20 protein-coding genes are annotated in these 20,074 nt (G+C 32.5%); 2 read left to right on the top strand and 18 right to left on the bottom strand.

All coding sequences use genetic code 11. The features are described 5' to 3' along the window. Nucleotides 1–227: 227 nt before the first annotated feature. From xylB to pgsB, 9 genes are all read right to left on the bottom strand, one after another. Entirely contained in the window at nt 228–1,718 is a 1,491-nt protein-coding gene (xylB, locus tag ACVBFA_RS02845) for a xylulokinase (RefSeq protein WP_083319962.1), read from the bottom strand. Nucleotides 1,719–2,008: 290 nt separating this feature from the next. Next, nucleotides 2,009–2,932, bottom strand: coding sequence for a ribokinase (rbsK, locus tag ACVBFA_RS02840; protein WP_070593125.1), 924 nt, complete (start codon nt 2,930–2,932; stop codon nt 2,009–2,011). 53 nt (nt 2,933–2,985) lie between these two features. Continuing rightward, nucleotides 2,986–3,390, bottom strand: a complete 405-nt coding sequence (gene rbsD / locus ACVBFA_RS02835; RefSeq protein ID WP_070845734.1) for a D-ribose pyranase — start codon at nt 3,388–3,390, stop codon at nt 2,986–2,988. Between the two features lie 21 nt (nt 3,391–3,411). Next, on the bottom strand, nt 3,412–4,293 hold the full coding sequence (gene rbsU / locus ACVBFA_RS02830; RefSeq protein WP_002447102.1) for a ribose/proton symporter RbsU: 882 nt from the start codon (nt 4,291–4,293) through the stop codon (nt 3,412–3,414). A 251-nt stretch (nt 4,294–4,544) separates the two neighbouring features. Continuing rightward, nucleotides 4,545–6,149: a gamma-glutamyltransferase gene (locus tag ACVBFA_RS02825; protein ID WP_002447101.1), complete on the bottom strand. Its 1,605-nt coding sequence runs from the start codon at nt 6,147–6,149 to the stop codon at nt 4,545–4,547. A 2-nt stretch (nt 6,150–6,151) separates the two neighbouring features. Next, nucleotides 6,152–6,313 (bottom strand): hypothetical protein, encoded by a 162-nt coding sequence (locus ACVBFA_RS02820; protein WP_001832373.1) that lies wholly within the window; start codon nt 6,311–6,313, stop codon nt 6,152–6,154. Continuing rightward, the gene (locus tag ACVBFA_RS02815) at nt 6,303–7,376 is read right to left on the bottom strand and encodes a CapA family protein (protein ID WP_002447099.1); all 1,074 of its coding nucleotides are present in this window, start codon (nt 7,374–7,376) and stop codon (nt 6,303–6,305) included. Before ACVBFA_RS02815 ends, ACVBFA_RS02820 begins: the two co-directional genes overlap by 11 nt. Nucleotides 7,377–7,399: 23 nt before the next feature. Next, nucleotides 7,400–7,852 (bottom strand): poly-gamma-glutamate biosynthesis protein PgsC, encoded by a 453-nt coding sequence (gene pgsC / locus ACVBFA_RS02810; protein WP_001832320.1) that lies wholly within the window; start codon nt 7,850–7,852, stop codon nt 7,400–7,402. A gap of 1 nt (nt 7,853) precedes the next feature. Beyond that, nucleotides 7,854–9,011, bottom strand: a complete 1,158-nt coding sequence (gene pgsB, locus ACVBFA_RS02805; protein ID WP_070845736.1) for a poly-gamma-glutamate synthase PgsB — start codon at nt 9,009–9,011, stop codon at nt 7,854–7,856. A gap of 448 nt (nt 9,012–9,459) precedes the next feature. On the opposite strand from pgsB, the gene ACVBFA_RS02800 reads away from it, so the two are divergent. Beyond that, nucleotides 9,460–9,777 carry a hypothetical protein gene (locus tag ACVBFA_RS02800; protein ID WP_002458219.1) on the top strand — a complete coding sequence of 106 codons (318 nt, stop codon included), beginning with the start codon at nt 9,460–9,462 and terminating at the stop codon, nt 9,775–9,777. A gap of 71 nt (nt 9,778–9,848) precedes the next feature. Here the strand turns inward: ACVBFA_RS02800 and ACVBFA_RS02795 are convergent, their stop codons facing one another. The 3 genes from ACVBFA_RS02795 to ACVBFA_RS02785 form a co-directional block, all read right to left on the bottom strand. Beyond that, a complete protein-coding gene (locus ACVBFA_RS02795; RefSeq protein ID WP_002491014.1) occupies nt 9,849–10,829 on the bottom strand; it encodes an alpha/beta hydrolase fold domain-containing protein in 981 nt (326 codons plus the stop codon). A gap of 82 nt (nt 10,830–10,911) precedes the next feature. Further along, nucleotides 10,912–11,760 (bottom strand): YitT family protein, encoded by an 849-nt coding sequence (locus ACVBFA_RS02790; protein WP_002458221.1) that lies wholly within the window; start codon nt 11,758–11,760, stop codon nt 10,912–10,914. Nucleotides 11,761–11,943: 183 nt separating this feature from the next. After that, a complete protein-coding gene (locus tag ACVBFA_RS02785) occupies nt 11,944–12,270 on the bottom strand; it encodes a thioredoxin family protein (protein WP_002447094.1) in 327 nt (108 codons plus the stop codon). 223 nt (nt 12,271–12,493) lie between these two features. On the opposite strand from ACVBFA_RS02785, the gene ACVBFA_RS02780 reads away from it, so the two are divergent. Further along, the gene (locus ACVBFA_RS02780; protein WP_002458223.1) at nt 12,494–13,546 is read left to right on the top strand and encodes a zinc-dependent alcohol dehydrogenase family protein; all 1,053 of its coding nucleotides are present in this window, start codon (nt 12,494–12,496) and stop codon (nt 13,544–13,546) included. Nucleotides 13,547–13,610: 64 nt separating this feature from the next. On the opposite strand, the gene ACVBFA_RS02775 is transcribed toward ACVBFA_RS02780, so the two are convergent. The 6 genes from ACVBFA_RS02775 to ACVBFA_RS02750 form a co-directional block, all read right to left on the bottom strand. Then, a complete protein-coding gene (locus ACVBFA_RS02775) occupies nt 13,611–14,378 on the bottom strand; it encodes a CPBP family intramembrane glutamic endopeptidase (protein ID WP_083319963.1) in 768 nt (255 codons plus the stop codon). 130 nt (nt 14,379–14,508) lie between these two features. Further along, nucleotides 14,509–14,820 carry a hypothetical protein gene (locus ACVBFA_RS02770; RefSeq protein ID WP_447158775.1) on the bottom strand — a complete coding sequence of 104 codons (312 nt, stop codon included), beginning with the start codon at nt 14,818–14,820 and terminating at the stop codon, nt 14,509–14,511. 19 nt (nt 14,821–14,839) lie between these two features. After that, a complete protein-coding gene (gene ptsG, locus ACVBFA_RS02765) occupies nt 14,840–16,867 on the bottom strand; it encodes a glucose-specific PTS transporter subunit IIBC (RefSeq protein ID WP_070845741.1) in 2,028 nt (675 codons plus the stop codon). A 243-nt stretch (nt 16,868–17,110) separates the two neighbouring features. Beyond that, nucleotides 17,111–18,850, bottom strand: a complete 1,740-nt coding sequence (locus ACVBFA_RS02760; protein ID WP_126122579.1) for a pyruvate oxidase — start codon at nt 18,848–18,850, stop codon at nt 17,111–17,113. A 49-nt stretch (nt 18,851–18,899) separates the two neighbouring features. Beyond that, nucleotides 18,900–19,589 carry an LrgB family protein gene (locus tag ACVBFA_RS02755; protein WP_002447088.1) on the bottom strand — a complete coding sequence of 230 codons (690 nt, stop codon included), beginning with the start codon at nt 19,587–19,589 and terminating at the stop codon, nt 18,900–18,902. Further along, the gene (locus ACVBFA_RS02750) at nt 19,586–19,978 is read right to left on the bottom strand and encodes a CidA/LrgA family protein (RefSeq protein ID WP_070845743.1); all 393 of its coding nucleotides are present in this window, start codon (nt 19,976–19,978) and stop codon (nt 19,586–19,588) included. The genes ACVBFA_RS02755 and ACVBFA_RS02750 overlap by 4 nt, the downstream gene beginning before the upstream one ends. Nucleotides 19,979–20,074: the final 96 nt, after the last annotated feature.

Genomic DNA, 20,074 nt, shown 5'->3' with positions numbered 1-20,074 from the left:
AAAAATGATATCTATATTAAACGTATAATTTAAATCAATGTCAATATTCATTTTAATAATTAAATTTTTACTTATCATTTTTAGTTGACAGTTTTTCAATTTTTGAACTTTTCTACGACGAAATTGTATGTACTGTTGATAAATATAATTATTTTTTCATTTTCTTATAATTGACTATAATAAAAAGACTCATCGCCATTAAAAGTGAGCGATAAGTCTTTAATATTTTAATTCGTTATCGTTAACAAATCAGCAGTAAGCTGTTTCGTTTGTTTATATATAGCTTCATAAACTGAATAGTATTGTTCATAAAGGTCATGATTTTCATTATTCGGCTCAAACACCTCGTCTACTTTAATAAATGCCTCTACACAAGACTCAATTGTTTTAAACCATCCTAGACCGTATGCCGCTAAAATTGCCGCTCCCATGCTTGGTCCTTCTTCATGCTTCAACCTTTTTATTTGTACATTAAAAATATCAGCTTGAAGTTGTAACCAAAATCTACTCTTAGCACCACCACCGATTGAAGTGATAGAGTTCATTTCATGACCAGCTCGTCTCATAATCTTTATAGAATCATATAAAGAATACGTTATGCCTTCGATTACTGATCTCGCAAAGTCAGCTTTAGTATGTTGCCCACTGATACCTATAAAACTTCCACGTATTTGAGCATCACCATGTGGCGTACGTTCTCCAGCTAAGTAAGGTGTAAATAGTAGTCCATTGGCACCTATCTTTGAAGATGCAGCTAAATTTAAAATCCCTTCAAAAGAATCATTTTCAAAAAAAGTTTGTTTTAACCAGTTTAAACTATAGCCTGCTGCCAACGTTACTCCCATTGCGTAATAAGTGTCTGGAACACTATGATTAAATAAGTGTAAATTACTATCATATGAAGTCACACGTTGGTATTCAACATTTAATACAACACCTGAAGTACCTATGCTACATAATGCACTTTTATCATGGATGACACCAGCACCAATTGCACCACATGCATTATCGCCACCCCCAGCATATACAGCAACATCACTAGATAATCCTAATTCATTAGCCAGTGATTCAGTCACATTTCCAACATATGAATGTGATTGTACTAAGGGTGGGTAGATATCACCAATGTTAAATGTATCTCCAACATCTCTTGTCCATTCACAATTCTCAGGATTGAATAATAATGTACTACATGCATCACTATATTCCATATGAATTGTCTGAGTTAAGCAATAACGTAAATAATCTTTAGGCAACATAAAAACATCAACTCGACTCCAAATTTCAGGTTCATGTTGTTGTACCCATAACATTTTGGGAAGTGTAAATCCTTCTAATATCGGATTATAATTCAATCTTTCACCATATATATTTTCAATTTGTCTGCATTGTATTGAATTTCTAGTATCATTCCATAAAATCGCTTTTCTCAAAGGAATGCCGTTATCATCAACTATGACCAACCCATGCATTTGACCAGAAAAAGAAATCCCCTTTACTATCTTATCTGACATTTCTGTTGATTGAATTAATTCTTTTATCCCTTTCTTAGTAGCCTCAAACCATTCATTAGGGTCTTGTTCGCTATAACCAGGATGCTCTTGGTATAATTTTAATGTTTCACTTACTGATTCAATGACATTTCCTAATTGATCAACAGCAATAATTTTTATTGCGCTTGTGCCTAAATCAATTCCTAGAACTACTTCTTTCACCATCGTTCACCCTTTGTTTAAAATGTTAATTAATTATAAATATATTATAAATAGTTAGACTGAGAATTAAAACTTAAAATTAAAAAGTATCCATTACACAAAATAAGGGCGTGGAGAAGAATTCGTGTTAAATTTCGTCCTCGTCGTGCAACTGGCTTAATCTGTTCGATCTTTCTATAATTCCTTTTAATTGAGCCTTTGATATTATTTAAAAAGTTATAAAATTTAAAGATTCCCTCTTTATAAGTGAAGAAAGTCTGCGACATTATTTCATGTCACAGACTCTCATTTCATTAATTATATTCTCCCTCTACTTCTTTCCGTGTTGGTATAGAAGCTTGTGCTCCTTTTCGTTGTACTGTTAGAGACGACGCTTGATTTGCAAGTCGAATAGCCGATTCTAAATTGCTCAAATCTTTATTTAACTCACTTAAAAAAGCACCTATAAATGTATCTCCTGCTGCTGTCGTATCTACTGCTTTTACATTACAAGCAGGAATCATTTTGTATTGTTCTTGATATGCACAATACGTGCCTTGCTCCCCTAAAGTAATTAATACTGCAGATATACCTAAATCGAGAAAATATGTTGCTGTTTCTTTCATATCACTTTCATTATTGATTGAAATACCTGTTAATAATTCTGCTTCTGTTTCGTTTGGAATAATTATATCAGTTAACTCTAAAAGTGACTTAGGCAATTCAATTGCTGGTGCAGGATTTAATACAGTAGTGATATTTTGCTTACGAGCAATTTTAAATGCTTGTTCTATCGCCTCAAATGGAACTTCAAGCTGCGCTACAACAAAGTCTGCACCAATAAACGCTTCTGCACTCATCTCAACATCAGTTGCACTTAATGTCATATTCGCACCACCGTAAACAAGAATCGTATTTTGTCCTGCTTCATCAACAGTGATAAATGCTTGCCCAGTTTCTTCACTTTCTGACGTTAAAATATATTGTGTATGAATACCTGCTTTTTTGAAATCTTCCAATATAAAGTTGGCATTGCCATCTTTACCAATTTTACTGATAAATGTTGTATCTGCTGCTAATCTACTAGCTGCTATGGCTTGATTGGCTCCCTTGCCCCCACCAAACTCCTTTTGAGCTTGATTAATATGTAACGTCTCACCAGGTTTTGGAAACCTTTTAACATTAAGAAATTTATCTACATTTGTTGATCCAATTACAATCACTTTATTTTTATTCATTTCAACTTCACCTACTTTATCTTTTTAAAAGCACAATCACATGACTATTAAACTTAAAAAGTCACATTAGATTCTAGGATAATGTTAGAAAAAGGGGTGATTTCACCAGTTCGTATATTCCCTTTATTTAAAGGGGATTTTAACATTTCTTTCATCTCAGAATGCGCAATAAATTTAATTTCTACGTCATCATTGATTAATTTCTTAATTGCTTTTAATTGCTGTGCATTCGTAGTTTTAATTTCTTCTGCTAAATATACTTTTTGTATTTCCATTTCAGTTAACACTGTCTCCAACATATCAATAAAACGTGGCAATGACTTAGTCACTGCTAAATCTATACGTCTGTCATCATTAGGTATAGGCATACCTGCGTCATTAATCGTTAATAACTCATAGTGACCTAGTGTGGAGATTGCGCTTGAAATGTGACTATTTAATACTGCTGTTTTCTTCATCTTATTCTTCCCTTCTTAATATTATTTAATAAACACTGTGATTGATGCTGCAACTAAAATAAGAACTAATCCCACAATTGTAATCATTAATTCTTTTGATGTTTTTTTCTGATTTAAGAAAAAAATGCCTGTTAGCGTTGCTAATACTACAGATGTTTGAGATAGAACAAATCCTGTTGCTAAACCATTCATATTAGGTTGTGCTGAAATTAAATAAGTTAAAGCAGCAAATGCAAAGAAAAATCCGGATATTATTTGTTGCCAACTTACTTTCTCTTTAAAAGCATTACCTTTAGACATATTCATCAACGCATAGATAACAGCCACAATGACCATCCCTATAGCTTGAGGTAAAAATGCTTTAAAACCACCAATATCCGTTGCTTGAGGTGCAGCAGAATATATCCAATAGCCAATTTCACCTACAAGTAATAAGAGCACTGCACTTCTTAGATTTTTACTATATTCTTGTTGTTTTGTTTCAGTCCATACAGTCATACGTGCACCTATAAGAATTACGAGTAAAGCTAGAAATCCAATGATTTTGTTTGTTATACCTGGCCAGTTGCCAAGCGCAAAAACGCCCCATAATGATGCACCAAGTAATTGAAATGCAGTAGTAATTGGCATCGCTCTTGATGAACCTACTAATTCGAACGCTTTAAAAGTAATAATTTGACCAAATGCCCATCCTGCACCTGATATGAGCGAAAATACTAATGCCATACCTCCTGGTAAACCGATACCTTTAAATAGTGCTAGAACAATTGCGAAAATCAAAGTACCAACAGTAGCGCCAAAGATTTGATTGACTGGACGTCCACCAAACTTAGAAGCAATCGTTGGAAATAATCCCCAACCTAATAGTGGCCCTAATCCGATTAAAATAGCTATAAAGTCCATAAGACACCTCTATATATTTCATTTTTTTATGTAAATCTTCCACTCAATCATCATACTACTTCTTTTATTTATTGTATACGCTTACACTCTTTGTCAAAAAATTGTCTTAAATTATATTCATATTTGAGTTATTTTTGTCGTTAAACTTGAAAGCAAATAAATATATATAGTTTGTAATTTAATACACACAAAAAAGCACCTTAAATGTTTTCGTTACTCATTTAAGGTGCTTTTTAAATTAAATATTTATTTTAACGGTTACCTACATCATGACCGACATCTACAGTATTTTTATCTTTATCATAAACAGCACCTTGGACACTGCCAAAGTTTGGATCATTATGCTTTTCTTCAACACCATAACCAAGACTTTTAAAGATATTTATATCTTCATCAGTCATAGCATTTTCGTAAAATATCGTGCCGCCGTCATTATAAAATCTTGGTTTATTAATAGATTCTTGTAATGAACCATCACTGTTTAAATAATCGACAATCACTTCATTAAGAATTGTTGGAATTTTGTTCCCACCTGGTGTACCAATGCCCATATAGAAATTAGGGCCAACAATTACTGACGGAGAAATAAATGATCTAGGCGCCTTGTGAGGTTCACCGTGGTTTGGGCTTAATTTATCCTTACTAAAGTCGCCTAAAGAGTTATTCATATAGAAGCCCTCTTTCATATAGTCTCCTGTCCCGAAGTAACTAGATAGTGTATTAGTCGTACTTGCTAATTTACCATTCTTATCAATAATTACAAAATGGGTTGTACTTGTATTATCCGTTCTAATTTGATTAAAATCACTGCCATTATCTGTGTTTTCACCAATATTAACTTTGTTAAGTTCACCAAGTAAATAATCATCAGTCAGATGTTGTTCATTACTAGGCTCATTGCCATTAACTATGTCCCTATTCTTATACATGACATCACGTGATTTAATCATTGCTGTGATAAAATTATTGCGATCCATATTGTCTACGTTTTCTTTTTCATCAATTTTCAATCCTTGAAGCATTAATGTGCCACCTAAAGGATTAGGTGCTGAATACACTTGATTATTCTTATAATCAGTACTTACCGCTTCTTTTTCTTCTGTTTTAAATTCTTTGAAATCTCTTTCAGTTAATTTATTATCTAATTGTTTTGAGACACTCTTACCAATATCTTCATAGAAGTAATCAGGACCTTTATCTTTGATTTTAGTTAATGTATTAGCGAGTTTATCTTGTTTTACAATATCTCCTTCGCGAACACTTTTATTTCCTTTATAGAATGGTGAGTTGTGATCAATATCACGACCGTATAATTTTAAACTTCTTTCTAGTTCTGAATCTACCTCAAAACCATCTTTAGCAAGCGGAATGACGTAATCTAAAATCTTTTTCTCATCCATTTTTCCTTCTTTCACGTGCATATCATGTAATCCTCTCACTAAGCCAGGAACTCCAATTTTGTCTCCTTCTTTATATTCATATGAGGACATCGTTTTATATTCATAAGCTTTAGGTGTTTCATTCTCTTTACCATTATATGTAAGTGTCGCACCACCACCTCCTAGTCCTGATGAATGAGGTTCTGTCACTGCAAGTGCATAAGAAACACCTATTGCCGCATCAACCGCATTTCCACCATCTTCAATAATCTTATTTCCGACTTTCGTAGCTATTTTATTATTAGATGCGACACCATAATTCTTAGGTTTACCTGCTTGTTTATGATTTGTAATTTTGTTTTCATACAATTTATCTTTGTCCACTTTTTTCTCTGTTGTATAAAAATAGAAGAGGAACGAAATGATAATTGTTATAACTAAAATGACAGATAATGTCACTTTATTATATATATTCATAATTAGCTTGCCCCTTTTGAAAGATATTGCTGTTCACCATTATTTAATTCATGTTGCTCATAATTATCTAAACCTTCATTTGCTCTAGCGAAAGTAACTAATAAAAAGATAACAACGACAAGAATGACTACAACAATTGGTAACCAATGCTTTTTAATATTCAAAAGTATAACCTCCATTTTGATCAGACTTTAAATCAATTGATTTATCTTTAATGTTATTTTTGAATCGAATATGATCCATTTTGTTCATATTATCTTTAGAGATTTTTCCATCTTTTGATTGTATTGGTGTGATATGGAACTGATTATGCGAACCTTTCCAGTCTTGTTGTACAATCATTCCTTTCTGATTTTTTGATAAGAAGTTATCAGACGTTGTGTTACCTAAACTATAAAAAATAGGCGTTCGCTTATAATTTTCAACTTTTTGAATTACTGTATTATGACCAATAATGACATCTGCACCAGCATTCGCTAACGCATGCGCATATTCTTTTTGACGTGTAGTCACATTTCGTTCATTAGGTATCCCCCAATCTACATTGACTACGACGTAATCATTATTTTCCTTTAATTTTTTTATTAAAGGATAAAATATATCTGGATCTAAACTGATTGACGTTGTGTTTTTTAAAGAGTTAGTATAGTTAGATTCGATATCGGTAAATGAAACATTAGCTATTTTTTTACCTTTAATGTCTTGTTGTACAGTTTTACTATTAATTGGATTTGAACCATTACCTGTTAAAAAATTATAACCTGCTTGGGAATCTATTTTTCTCATCATTGCTGTCGCTTGAATATTATCCATAGATTCATTGATTAAGTTAACACTTTTTACATTATGCTTGCGTAGAAACATGATATTTTCAATATTTTTATTTATGTTATCTTTTTGCTTTTTTGAAAAATCATTTACTATTAATGAACCTGTTGAAAAATCACTATGATCTAGAGTATCTTGAATACCTTTAAAAACATCATTCAAGTTAGTTTGTCGAATATGTTTGTTTAAAGTGACGTTACCTAAATATGTGAGACGAATGCTATCTTTGTCTCTAGTATCACTTTTTACAGGTTCTACTTTTATTGAATTAACAGCAAATATGAGTAGAACTAACGCTACTAAAAGTACAATTGCCGTGTAAAGTGTATTTTTCCTTTTATGTCTTTTAGATTGTTTAAGCAACCACTCACTAGGCGATAAACGTTTTTTCTTTGTCATTAATACGCGCTCCTTGTTCGTGATTAATTAATAAAACTATATAAAAATAAGATGATATATGTAATACATGTTAATAACATTGTTGTTGAAAGTGTAATGACTACACCTTGTTTTTGAATTGTATTCGCAATAATACCAGGAATGACAACACCTATACCTGAAACTTCAACCATTTCAAATGGGGTCAATGGGTACAAGAGATCAAATATAAATTTAATCACCATTCCTGTCAGTATCATGGCAGCGAATTTTCTTCTACCATATAAAATAACCCACTTACTAATACCGTTGCTTACGATAAAATAAGTTAAGCAACTAATGATTAATACTGATAACAACATAATCGGTTGATCAAAAATCAAAGCTAAATAACCTGGAACGACTAACCCTGCTGGATTAATCCCAAATTTCTCAGCAAATATCAAACTGAGTACGACACCTACGAATAAGGAGAAATATAATTCTGAACCTATCATTTTATTCTATCCCTTCTATGAATTCCGCTATTCTACCACCCGGGCCGTGGATGTTTCCTACACAAAAAACAAGTGCATTCTCAGCTTCATGTAGAATACCTTTTTCAATCTCTACAAAGTCTCGTCCTTCATAATTGATATAAGTTTTTTCTGGCATTGTTTCCATGAACTGTGTCACCATTTGTGTACTTTTTCCTGTACAAATGAGAACATCGTAATCGACTTCACCTAAAAAGTTATCAACAAAGAGTTGTGTTCTATCAACCCTGTCTGAACGACAATTGAGAATGATTATTTTCTTATCGTATGGATATTTATATGATTCCACTTTATTCAAAATCGCTTTTGTAGACTGCGGTTCATTAGCAGCGAATGCATTAACAAATACATTTTTTGTGCGATTTGCATGGAAATATTTAATTCTAACAGCACCTGGATCGGCTGGTGCATTTAACATGCCTTGTAATGCAGTTTCTTCGTCTACACCAACTGCTTGCGCTATTCCTAACACAATAGCTACATTATCAGGAAATACTAAATAATCGAACTTCCGCAAATATGATTCTGGTATGACATCTTTATTTACAACAATGAGTTCTGAATTACGTTTTTTAGCTTCCTTTGCAAAGAAACTAGTATAGTCATCTTTCATTACAACTAATTTCCCGTTATATGGAATTGTTGCAGTAAATGCTTGCGCTACATCTTTAAGTGTCGGTCCTAAGACATCCATATGGTCTTCCATCACATTAACAATTACACCGATATTTGCTTTTACTAAATCATTTTGAAAGGTAATTTGATAATCTGGATTTACAGCCATACACTCATTAACTAGGGCATTTGCTTTTTGTTTAACCACCTTACGAATAATATCTCGTTGTTCTCCAATGTTGGCGCCTTGTGGTTTTCTGATTACTGGATATTCCTTTTCCGTAAACCAATAAAGCATTCGTGCATCTGTTCCTGTTGTCTTTCCAATCACTTTATAGTTGTCCTCACGTAGAACACTGTAGGCCATCCGAGTAATCGTAGATTTCCCACGAATTCCATTAATATTGATACGTAATGGAATTTTATTAAGTCGATTTGCATGACGCTTCTTCTCTTTAATTCCTAGCCAGAGAATAAGCGCAACACACGCTATAATGAGTAACAATCTGCTTTACCTCTCTTTTCTTATGTATGTAAATCATGATACCTATAAATCTTTTTAATATTAAATTGTAAATTTTAAAGATAGTTAAATAACCTTAAATCATCAAATATAAATAAACTAACCATTTGTTAATTTAATATTCTACATATTTAAGACTTATACTATAAGTGGCTTAATCTTTTGCTAGTAGTAGACTATCACTTCGATATTGATTCAGTTTTAAAAAGTTTAAATCAATGTTATGTTAACGTAAATTTATGTAAATTCATACCATAATAACAATTTGTTTGTGAATATAAATTAAATTTCAAAGAATTAAATTACGCTAATCACAATAATTATAGCTTATCATAGTTGGGTCATAATAAATTTACTTATAATTTACATTAGATTAAAACAACGATGTTACATTATATATGAAAGATATTACGACTTTAGGAGGAGAGGTATGGAGAAGTCAGTTAAACTTGCTGTTGGCATCTATCTAGCAATTATTTTAATTATTTGTAGTATTTACCTCGCATTTATACTTATTGGAAGCTTAAATGGTAAAGACATGAGTAATTCTGTTCTAGATACTGATCACTCTCGTATCAACAATACTTCAAGAAACAGTAACGAAGATGTTACGTCATCAAATAATGAGTCAAACGATACAAAAGCACACTCATTTTCAAACTCTGAATATAAAGCTGTAAACATAAACGAAGCATATAAAAATAATAAACATATTAAAAAAGCGAATTCGAGTTATCAATACTATTGATAACAAGATTTCGCTTTATTTTTGGGAATACATAATTATAACTTTTCATTAAGTATCCGCATCTCATTTGATTATAACTCTTTTGTGACAATGATTTTTTTAAGTTGTTCTAAAAAGCGTTGGCGTTCTGGGATAGGGAATAAAGGATAAATATGAAATAAATTGTATCCTGGTATAAACTGATGCTTAATGTTTTGCTCATTCAGCATATGAGAGAACTTAACTGCATCAGGATATAATGTTTCTTTGGTTCCTACAGTAAGTGTAATATGTCCTAGGCCTTCTAAATCACCATTCATTGGAGACATCTTATAGTCATCTAATGGTGTATCACCAGCCCATAACTCTACAAGATATTTACTGCCGTCAATACCAAGCATTGGATCTTCTTTTTCATATTTTCTTGCTTCTGGATTCTTAAATGTCGCATCAAGCACCGGTGAAATAAGAACAATATGGCCAGGTTGACTGAGTTGCTCTTTTTTTAACATTTGTGCGAAAGCTAATGCAATTTGTCCCCCGGCTGAATCTCCAATAATGACTAAGTTTTCAGGTTTATCAATTTTAGTCAATAATCGCTTATATATTTTTGTTAATAATTCAAATGTCGTACGATAATCTCTGTGTGGTATTTTAGGATATACGGGCATAATTACCCTAGCATCGAGCGCATCAACGAGTAAGTCTAAATATTCAAAATGACTCTCCAAAGGATCTTGGAACCATGCGCCGCCATGTACATATAAGACCGTGCGTTGATCTGGAAGACCATGATCATTAACAACATAGACTAAAGAACCATAGTAATCTCTAATTTGAACTTTATGCTTAAATTCATATGTGGTTCCACTATATTTACCTGCAGTTTGATATTTCGTTTCATTCAATGCCTTTTTGGCATCATCTACACTTTCAAATGTCTTTTTCATTCCTGACATTCTAATCATTTTCTCTTGTAAAAAACTTTTATAACTACGCTTTTCTTTCACTTTTGCGAATAAAACTGTACCAAATAATGTCGAACCTATTATAGTAGCAATCTTTTTAAACATGAATGTGCTAACCTCCTCAATCTATAATCATTTTAAACCATCAGCGTCTAAACGTTGAGTAATTGGCTCGATTTATTAAATCTTATTTAATATTAATAAAACCATTACCTAAGACATCACGCACATCATGAATCACTAAAAAGGCATTTTCATCATTGGCATTAACAATCTTTTTTATTGCTCCAACTTGATTTTGGGATACCACGGCATAGAGAACCTCTGTATCACTTTTTTGGTAAGCACCTTTACCACTTAATAAGGTTGCCCCTCTTCCAGTCATTTCATATATATCAGCACTGATTTCTTTATTATATTTTGAAATAACTGTCACAGCTTTTTTAGGATTAAATCCTTCAACAACAAAAGACATAGACTTCTCAACAATAAATAGCATCACAATGGTATATAATACATTCGTTATAGGTAATACAACGATAAATGATAACACGATAATTGCATCTAAAATGAGTAACGCTTGTGACGTTTTTATCTCACTATACTTTGAAATAATACGTGCAATGACAGATGTCCCACCTAATGTACTATGAGCTGTGATGACTAAGCCAGAACCGATTCCCAACATTAAACCTGCAAAAATTGAGTTAATAAAATTATCATGAATACCTAATCCGAATGTGTGCGTTAAATCAAGAAAGATTGAACTTGCGGTGATTGTTATAGCAGTGTAAATCGCTGTCGTTCTACTAAGAAATTTCCAACCTACAATTATTAATATTGCGTTAATGATGAAGGAACTGAGTGCGGGTGAAATACCTAGAGTATAATTCAGAATTAATGAAAGGCCTATAGAACCACCCTCACCTAAATTGCCCGGTATAACAAAACTATTTACTGCGATTGCAATAAGTAATGTTCCTATAAGGCATAAAGATATATTAATCATATGGACTTTATTCTGTTGCTTCTTCATTTTGGCCTCCTTCATCTATTGACTGTTTAATTTAAAACATACGAGATTAATCATAACACGAATGAAGATACAGCCCAATGATTAAAAATACAAAAAAAGAAATGCCTGAAAATCAATAATTATTTTCCAAAGCATTTCTTTACAAATTCGTTATTTGATTTTGATTTATTTTACCCCGGTATCTTAATCAATGGCATTTTGCATCATATACAATTGTTTTTCAAACGATTGCATATCGATAAAACGTGCTTGTCTATGCATTTCTTTCCCATTAAAAAAAATTAAATCAACAGGTACTGTAAAAATAGAAAGTTCTCCGGCAATCTCTTCAACATTAGATTGATTAATCACACCTAATTGTGCTTTCGGATAGTCCTTTAGTAAATCTTGAATTTGGGGTAATACTGCATGACATACTGTACAATTATCTCTCATAATATGAACAACAGCTAAATCATGTACATTTATAAATCGATAAAAATCTTCAATATTTTGTAAATTCTCATACATGATATACACCTACTATCTTTCAAAGATTTAACTCAATCATAAATGATTTAAGTGTAAATGAACAATGTATCGCACTTCACTAATTTAAATACTCTATTTTAATTTCAGAAAGAACTGAACACACTGATTAAAATGTATTTTTTCACGAAAGTTATATATATCCATTCAAAAAACGTGGTATAATTATTGTGAAAAAATTCACATAGTAAATGGAGGTATTGATATGAAAGCTTATGAATACTTAAAACCTGGTCACGCACAACTTACGGATAAAGAGAAGCCAACAATTACGAGCAGTACTGACGCTATTATTCGCATAGTTAAGACGACAATTTGTGGTACAGATCTTCATATCATAAAAGGAGATACACCTGAAGTTCAATCACATACGACACTAGGTCACGAAGGTATTGGAATCATTGAAGAAATTGGTGACAACGTTAACAACTTCAAAGTTGGAGATAAAGTGATTATCTCTTGCATTTCATCATGTGGCAAATGCTACTATTGCAAAAAAGGTATCTATGCACATTGTGAAAACGGAGGAGGATGGATATTAGGACATTTAGTGAATGGTACTCAAGCAGAATATGTTAAAGTTCCTTTCGCAGATAATTCTTTATATCACGCCCCTTCAAATTTAAAAGACGACGCCCTTGTAATGTTATCAGATATACTTCCAACCGGTTATGAAATTGGTGTTTTAAAAGGTAAAGTTAAACCTGGCTGTACAGTAGCCATTGTAGGTGCTGGTCCTGTAGGTTTAGCAGCATTACTTACAGCACAATTCTATTCACCTTCAAAAATTATTATGATTGATTTAGATGATAATAGATTAGAAACCGCTAAAGAACTAGGTGCTACACATTTAATTAACTCTAAAGAAACTGAAACTGCAATAAAAAAGGTAAAATCGTTAAATCCACGTGGTGTTGATGTTGCTATTGAAGCTGTCGGAATTCCACAAACCTTTGATCTATGTCAAAATTTAATTGGTGTTGATGGTACGATTGCTAATGTTGGTGTGCATGGGTTACCTGTACAACTTGATATAGATAAATTATGGATTAAAAATATTAACGTAACTACTGGATTAGTTTCTGGAAATACAACTGAAGAATTACTTGAAGCGTTAAAAAGCAAAATAATACAACCAGAACAACTCGTGACACATTATAGTAAACTGAGTGAAATCGAAAGTGCCTATGATTTATTTAGAAATGCAACAGATCACAAAGCTATTAAATTAATCATAGAAAATGATATCACAATTTAACATGTAAAATAGACCTGATCAAAAGATACATCTACTTTTAATCAGGTCTCTATTCTTATGTTTACTATCTAAAATATAGCCATAAATAACCAACAAATACCGGTAATGTTGAAACAGAATTATTCAGCATGTGAACCATCATACTATCTTTAATATTACGTCTTCTGTTATAGGCAAGGTATAATACACAACCCATTAGAAAATAAATTGCATATGAAAATATATTTGTTGATAAATGTTGTGAACTAAAAATAATAGAAGATATAATGAATGGTAGCCAAAATCGATATTTCATAAATAATGTTTCTTTAAAAATTCCTCGAAAGAGTAATTCCTCTAAATACGGACCTATAATACATATCATTAAAACAACAGTTGCAACAATTGAAATATGTGGTAAATGGTCTTTTTGTAAAAGTAGATCTAAACTTTCATTGATTTCTTTCTCATTAGCTGTAGTATCGTTACCAGTAAATATGACCATTAATAGACTACTTAGAATACTAAAAACCATTGCTAATATCAGAAAGCCAATATTAATAAAGATATCTTTTCCCCTCATTGATTGATATTGTCTTTCATATGTATGACTCAAATAATAATTCCTAACTAACCATATGATTAATAGTGCTATACCAGTTATTAGCATACTTAATGCGATGGAAGTTAACTGACTGAATTTCACTGAAAATGGTAAAGCTATTAGTGACACGCCAATAGGTATTTGAATTAATAAAATCATTCCGATGAATATCAAAATATTAACTATTTTATTACCTTTAGGTTTTTCGCTAGCAGATTGATTTTGCTTCAAGTCATCCATGATTATCAACTTTCCTTTCACTTTAAAATGATATGTCCAATATCAACATTGCCTATAATTATCACGCTTGTCAACTTTGTAAAATTTCCCCTATTAAAACGAGCGCCAAATTAGGATAGAAATCATAGTCCCCTGTCTTCTACCCAACCCCAACCTGCTTTGTCCGTGGAATTTCTTCGGAAATTCTCTCTGTTGGGGCCCCAACCCCAACCTGCTTTGTCCGTGGAATTTCTTCGGAAATTCTCTCTGTTGGGGCCCCAACCCCAACCTGCTTTGTCCATGGTATTTCTTCGGAAATTCTCTCTGTGGGGGCCCCAACCCCAACTTGCTTTGTCCATGGTATTTCTTCGGAAATTCTCTCTGTTGGGCTCATCTCATAAGAATTTGTATATACATAAAGAAAGTCTGGGACATAAAATATCATTGTCCCAGACTTGTTTGTTTTAGCCATCAAGTTATTCTTATAGACTTTATTTAATTGTCATAATCGCTTTACCAGGATCGACTTGTTTTACATCTTCAATTGTTAATGTTTTGTCTTCTTGGTTTGTTATGATTACTGGTGTAATAATACTTGGAGCATGTTCTTTTAAGTATTCTAAATCAATCTTCATTAATGGTTGACCTTGTGTTACTGGTTCATCAGTATTTACTAAACTTTCAAAACCTTCACCATTTAATTTAACTGTATCGATACCAATGTGAATTAACACTTCAACGCCACTATCAGATTCCAATCCTATCGCATGTTTTGTAGGGAAAATTGTTTTAACCGTACCATCGAATGGTGCTACAATTTCTCCTGAATCTGGTACAAATCCGATACCATCACCCATCATCTTTTCAGAGAAAACTTTATCAGGTACTTCAGATAACGGAATTATCTCGCCATGTCCAGGTGCGTAAATTTCTGTTTCTACAATATCTTCCACATGTACAGGCTCATCTGACACTTCTTCATCAATTGTTGTTTCACTTGGTTTTGTAATTTCTCCACTTATTATCTTAGCCATATCGTGTTTGATTTGGTCAGATTTAGGACCGAAAATGGCTTGCATATTGTTACCGACTTCAAGTACTCCTGAAGCGCCTAATGATTTAAGACCGGCAACATCAACTTTTGATTTTTCATTTACTTCTACTCTTAGTCGAGTAATACAAGCATCTAGATGTTTAATATTTTCTTTACCACCCATTGCTTTCAAAACATTGAATGGCAGTTGACTAGCTGATGTTGTTGTTACTGTTGATTTTTTATCTTCACGACCTGGTGTTTTATAGTTAAATTTAACAATAAGGAATCTAAATACAAAGTAGTAAATCACTGCATAAATAATACCTACTGGAATGACAAGCCACCATGCCGTTTTATTAGGTAGAATGCCTAATAAGACATAATCTATAAATCCTCCAGAGAAAGTATATCCCAAATGTACATTTAACAAGTACAGTGTCAAGAATGATAAACCATCTAATACAGCGTGAATTACGAATAAGAATGGTGCTACAAATAAGAATGAGAATTCTAATGGTTCAGTAATACCAGTTAAAAATGATGTTAATGCAGCAGAAATCATTAAACCTGCAACTACTTTCTTATTCTCAGGTTTTGCTGTTTGATAAATAGCCAATGCTGCAGCCGGTAATCCAAACATCATGACTGGGAATTCCCCTTGCATGAATTTACCAGAAGTTAAGTGAGCACCTTCACGGATTTGTTCAATAAAAATACGTTGGTCTCCTCTAATTATCTCGCCGGCAGCATTTTTCCAAGAACCAAATTCAAACCAGAATGGTGCATGGAAAATGTGATGTAAACCAAATGGTATTAATAGTCGCTTAATAAATCCAAATAAAAATACAGCTAAACCTGTATTAGAATCTAATAACCCCTCACTAAACGCATTTAAACCGTTTTGAATCGTTGGCCAAATAATTGCCATCGGAAAAGCTAAAATAAAAGATGTTGTTGCCATCATAATTGGTACAAAACGTTTACCTGCAAAGAATCCTAAATATGATGGTAAGGTAATATTATAGAATTTGTTATAACACCAAGCCGCTAGTGCACCTATAATAATACCTCCGAACACACCTGTTTGAAGTGTAGGAATCCCTAATACATTTGCGTATCCATTAGTTGGATCTGATAATTTATCTGGGGTTACATGCAAGAATGCACCCATTGTTTTATTTAAAATGATAAAACCAACAAATGCAGCAATAGCAGCTACACCATCTCCACCTGCAAGACCAATTGCTACACCTAAAGCAAAGATAATAGGTAGATTATCAAATATGATACCACCAGCACCTGTAAGCATATTAGCGATTTGTTGAACAATATCATTTTTTATAAATGGAAGATAATGTTGTAACGCTTCGCCTTGAAATGCAGTCCCAATTGCTAATAGCAACCCTGCAGCTGGTAAAATAGCAACTGGTAACATTAAAGCTTTACCGATACGTTGCATTTGACCAAATAGCTTTTTAAACATAATCAATTCATTCCTCTCTATCTTCTTATTCACGTGCCACAAAAAAAGCATGAACAAATAAGACTATCAATTTCATATCACGAAAGATAGACACTCTTATTTGCTCATGCCTGCATAACCAGTAACACGCAATGATTTTATTTACCTCTAGTATACACATTCAATAAAGCGTTTACAATACTTTTTGGAAATTTTACATAAAAAAACTCGACTACTTAGAGTCGAGTTTCTACAAATTTATTATTATAAGAAACGTTTAGCTGCTACAGAGATTGGTGGGATTTGATCAAAGTCTAAGTTTTTATCTTCAGTAATTGATCTATAAGCCCACTTACTGTAACCAAATGCTTCTTCGTTTACAATTTTACCTGGTAATGGTGCAGCATTAGGATCAACATGAACGTCAACGATTGTTGGAACATCTTGAGCCATTGCCTCTTCAACGATGTCGTCAAGACGACTTACATCTCTCACAACATAGCCTTTACCACCAGCAGCTTCAGCAAATTTAGCATGATCCATATCAGAGAAATCAATGGCATACTCTAATTCACCAGCAGCTTGTTGTTCATATTTAATGAATGACAATTGTTTGTTATTTAATACAAAGATTGTCATTGGTAAGTTATATTGAACAGCTGTAGCAAAGTCTTGCATTACCATTTGGAACGCACCGTCGCCTGTGATAGCTACTGCTTGACGGTTTGGATAAGCAATTTTAGCTGCCATAGCACCTGGTAAACCACAGCCCATAGTACCTAACCAACTAGAAATAATGAATTTATTATTTACAGATAAGTTTAAGTAACGCGTAGACCATACTGTAGATGTACCAACATCTGCTGAGATAATTGCATCATCTTTTAAGTTAGCATTGATTGCTTTCATTAAACGTTCTGGACGTAATGGTGAATTGTCATTATTCAAATCTTGTTTCATCCATTTATCCCAAACTGCTTTACGTTCTAATGTCTTATCTAAGAATGGACGTTTTGCAACATGCTTAATGTTTTCAGTTAGTTGATGGAAAGCAACTTTACTATCGCCTAAAATACCTACATTAATTTTAAAGCGTGCACCAATATTTTCTTCGTTCGTATCAATTTGAATAGCTTTAATGTTTTTCTTAGGTAAATAGTTAACATACGGATAGTTTGTACCAGCCATAATTAGTAAGTCTGCATCTTGAATTGTTTGATAAGATGTTTTAGTACCAATTTTACCTAAGTTACCAATACTATAAGGATGATCATCAGGTAAAATTGTTTTTGCAGGTAATGTGTGAATAACTGGAATTTTTGCAGCTTCAATAAATTCACGTAATTCATCTTTAGCGTGTTGTGTACCTAAACCAATAAGCATTACTGGTTTTTTAGCTTTATCAATTAATTTAGCTGCTTTTTTAATACTTTTGAATTTTGGTGAAAATGGTTTTGGTTTAGTTGTATCAACTGCACGATTTGTAGTGTCTTTAATTTTTTGAGTTAATAAGTCATTCGGACAAATGATAACAGAGACACCTTTTTTCTCGTATGCCGTACGAATTGCTTCATTTGTAATTTCAAATACGTTATCACCTTTTTGAATTTGGTGGTGATATACAGCAACATCATCAACCATTTTAGAAATGTTTGTCTCTTGGAAGAATTTTGTACCTAATAATGTACTATTTGTTTGTCCAGCAATAATAAGTTGAGGTACATTATCCATTTTAGCATCGTACATACCATTTAATAAGTGTACAATACCAGGTCCCCCGATACTTAAAGCTACACCAATTTTACCTGTCATTTTTGTGTAACTTGCAGCAGCTAAACTCGCTACCTCTTCATGACGTACGTGATAGAATTTAAATTGATCTCTGACCGTACGTAAGCTATCAACAACAGCATCTACTGAGTCGCCAGGAATACCATATAAATGATCAATATTCCAAGTTTGTAATGCTTTAACTAATGCTTCATTTGCTTTAATTTGTGCCATTTTTACAAATAGCCTCCCTTTCTATTAATATGAGTAAATCTTTTTCCCTTTAGTAAAACAATAAAATCAGTACTGGTATAAGAACAGAACTAATGACTGCTGTTAAAATCATACCAATTGAACTGAACGCTCCTGATTCAATATCAAGCTCTAATGCTTTTGCGGTACCAAATGCGTGAGAAGCATTTCCATAAGTTAGTCCTCGCGCAATGGAAGATTTAAAACCTCCCATACGTAAAAGCATTGAACCTAAAATACTGCCGATTAAACCTGTAGTTATAATAAAGAGCACAGTAATTGTATCTGTTCCTCCCAACTCTTGAGAAACCTCTATACCTACTGCTGCTGTAATTGATCTAGGTAATAGGGTAACAATTGTGTCTTTAGAATAACCAAAGATTTTCAACGTTGTAAATACTAACACAAAATTGAGAACTACACCAGTCAACACGCTTGTGAAAATAATTGTTAAATATTTTTTTATTTTCTTTTTATTTTGATAAAGTGGGTATGCAAGACATACAACTGTAGCGTTTAAAACATGGTTAATCCAGGTACCACCTTTCATATACCCCTTATAACTTACTCCGCAAACCAATAAAACAATAATTATTGCAATTGATGCAATAAGAGCTGGATTTAATAGTGGATTTTTATATTTATCTTGAATCTTTTTGGAAATATAATATAAAACGATGGTTAATAAAATCATTAGAACTGCTTGTAAGTATTCATTCATGAGTGATCAGTTCCTTTACGTCTATTGTTTTTTTCTAGCATTTTTTCAGCGATATAACCTGATGAAAGTGCTACAAGGCATGTACCAAATATAATAACAATAAAGAATAATATATAATTCATCGTGATATTAGATGCAACATCCATAATTCCTACCACTGATGGGATAAAGAAGAAAACCATTGTTTTAAGTAAAAAGTCTGCTCCTACATTAATCCATGATTCAGGTATGATTTTAAATTGTAACAATAGGAAGAAAAGCATTAGCCCTACAATACTACCTGCTAGAGGTATATGAAGTAATTTTTGAACTTCAGTGCCTATAAAAGTAATAAGCATGATAAGGGCAAGTTGAAGTATTAACTTAATGACAAATTTTGCTTTTTCCATCAACAACACCCCTTTCTAAAAATGTGTCCAAATTGTTACTGTGTTTTTTAGTGACATTTTCCATTATAGTGTTTACTATTATATATTAAAAATATT

The sequence above is a fragment of the Staphylococcus sp. MSU001 genome (genome assembly GCF_052976705.1).
The sequence above is the reverse complement of the archived record's forward strand: the minus strand, read 5'-3'. Positions and strand labels throughout refer to the sequence as shown.

Excerpts from the sequence above, each read along its gene's own strand:
- ACVBFA_RS02790 (WP_002458221.1), bottom strand. The coding sequence starts at position 11,760 with ATGAAGAAGCAACAGAATAAAGTCCATATGATTAATATATCTTTATGC.
- ACVBFA_RS02785 (WP_002447094.1), bottom strand. The coding sequence starts at position 12,270 with ATGTATGAGAATTTACAAAATATTGAAGATTTTTATCGATTTATAAAT.
- xylB (WP_083319962.1), bottom strand. The coding sequence starts at position 1,718 with ATGGTGAAAGAAGTAGTTCTAGGAATTGATTTAGGCACAAGCGCAATA.
- ACVBFA_RS02760 (WP_126122579.1), bottom strand. The coding sequence starts at position 18,850 with ATGGCACAAATTAAAGCAAATGAAGCATTAGTTAAAGCATTACAAACT.
- ACVBFA_RS02795 (WP_002491014.1), bottom strand. The coding sequence starts at position 10,829 with ATGTTTAAAAAGATTGCTACTATAATAGGTTCGACATTATTTGGTACA.
- ACVBFA_RS02750 (WP_070845743.1), bottom strand. The coding sequence starts at position 19,978 with ATGGAAAAAGCAAAATTTGTCATTAAGTTAATACTTCAACTTGCCCTT.
- ACVBFA_RS02825 (WP_002447101.1), bottom strand. The coding sequence starts at position 6,149 with ATGAATATATATAATAAAGTGACATTATCTGTCATTTTAGTTATAACA.
- ACVBFA_RS02770 (WP_447158775.1), bottom strand. The coding sequence starts at position 14,820 with ATGGCTAAAACAAACAAGTCTGGGACAATGATATTTTATGTCCCAGAC.
- ACVBFA_RS02800 (WP_002458219.1), top strand. The coding sequence starts at position 9,460 with ATGGAGAAGTCAGTTAAACTTGCTGTTGGCATCTATCTAGCAATTATT.
- rbsK (WP_070593125.1), bottom strand. The coding sequence starts at position 2,932 with ATGAATAAAAATAAAGTGATTGTAATTGGATCAACAAATGTAGATAAA.
- ACVBFA_RS02815 (WP_002447099.1), bottom strand. The coding sequence starts at position 7,376 with ATGACAAAGAAAAAACGTTTATCGCCTAGTGAGTGGTTGCTTAAACAA.
- ptsG (WP_070845741.1), bottom strand. The coding sequence starts at position 16,867 with ATGTTTAAAAAGCTATTTGGTCAAATGCAACGTATCGGTAAAGCTTTA.
- pgsC (WP_001832320.1), bottom strand. The coding sequence starts at position 7,852 with ATGATAGGTTCAGAATTATATTTCTCCTTATTCGTAGGTGTCGTACTC.
- rbsU (WP_002447102.1), bottom strand. The coding sequence starts at position 4,293 with ATGGACTTTATAGCTATTTTAATCGGATTAGGGCCACTATTAGGTTGG.
- rbsD (WP_070845734.1), bottom strand. The coding sequence starts at position 3,390 with ATGAAGAAAACAGCAGTATTAAATAGTCACATTTCAAGCGCAATCTCC.
- ACVBFA_RS02780 (WP_002458223.1), top strand. The coding sequence starts at position 12,494 with ATGAAAGCTTATGAATACTTAAAACCTGGTCACGCACAACTTACGGAT.
- ACVBFA_RS02755 (WP_002447088.1), bottom strand. The coding sequence starts at position 19,589 with ATGAATGAATACTTACAAGCAGTTCTAATGATTTTATTAACCATCGTT.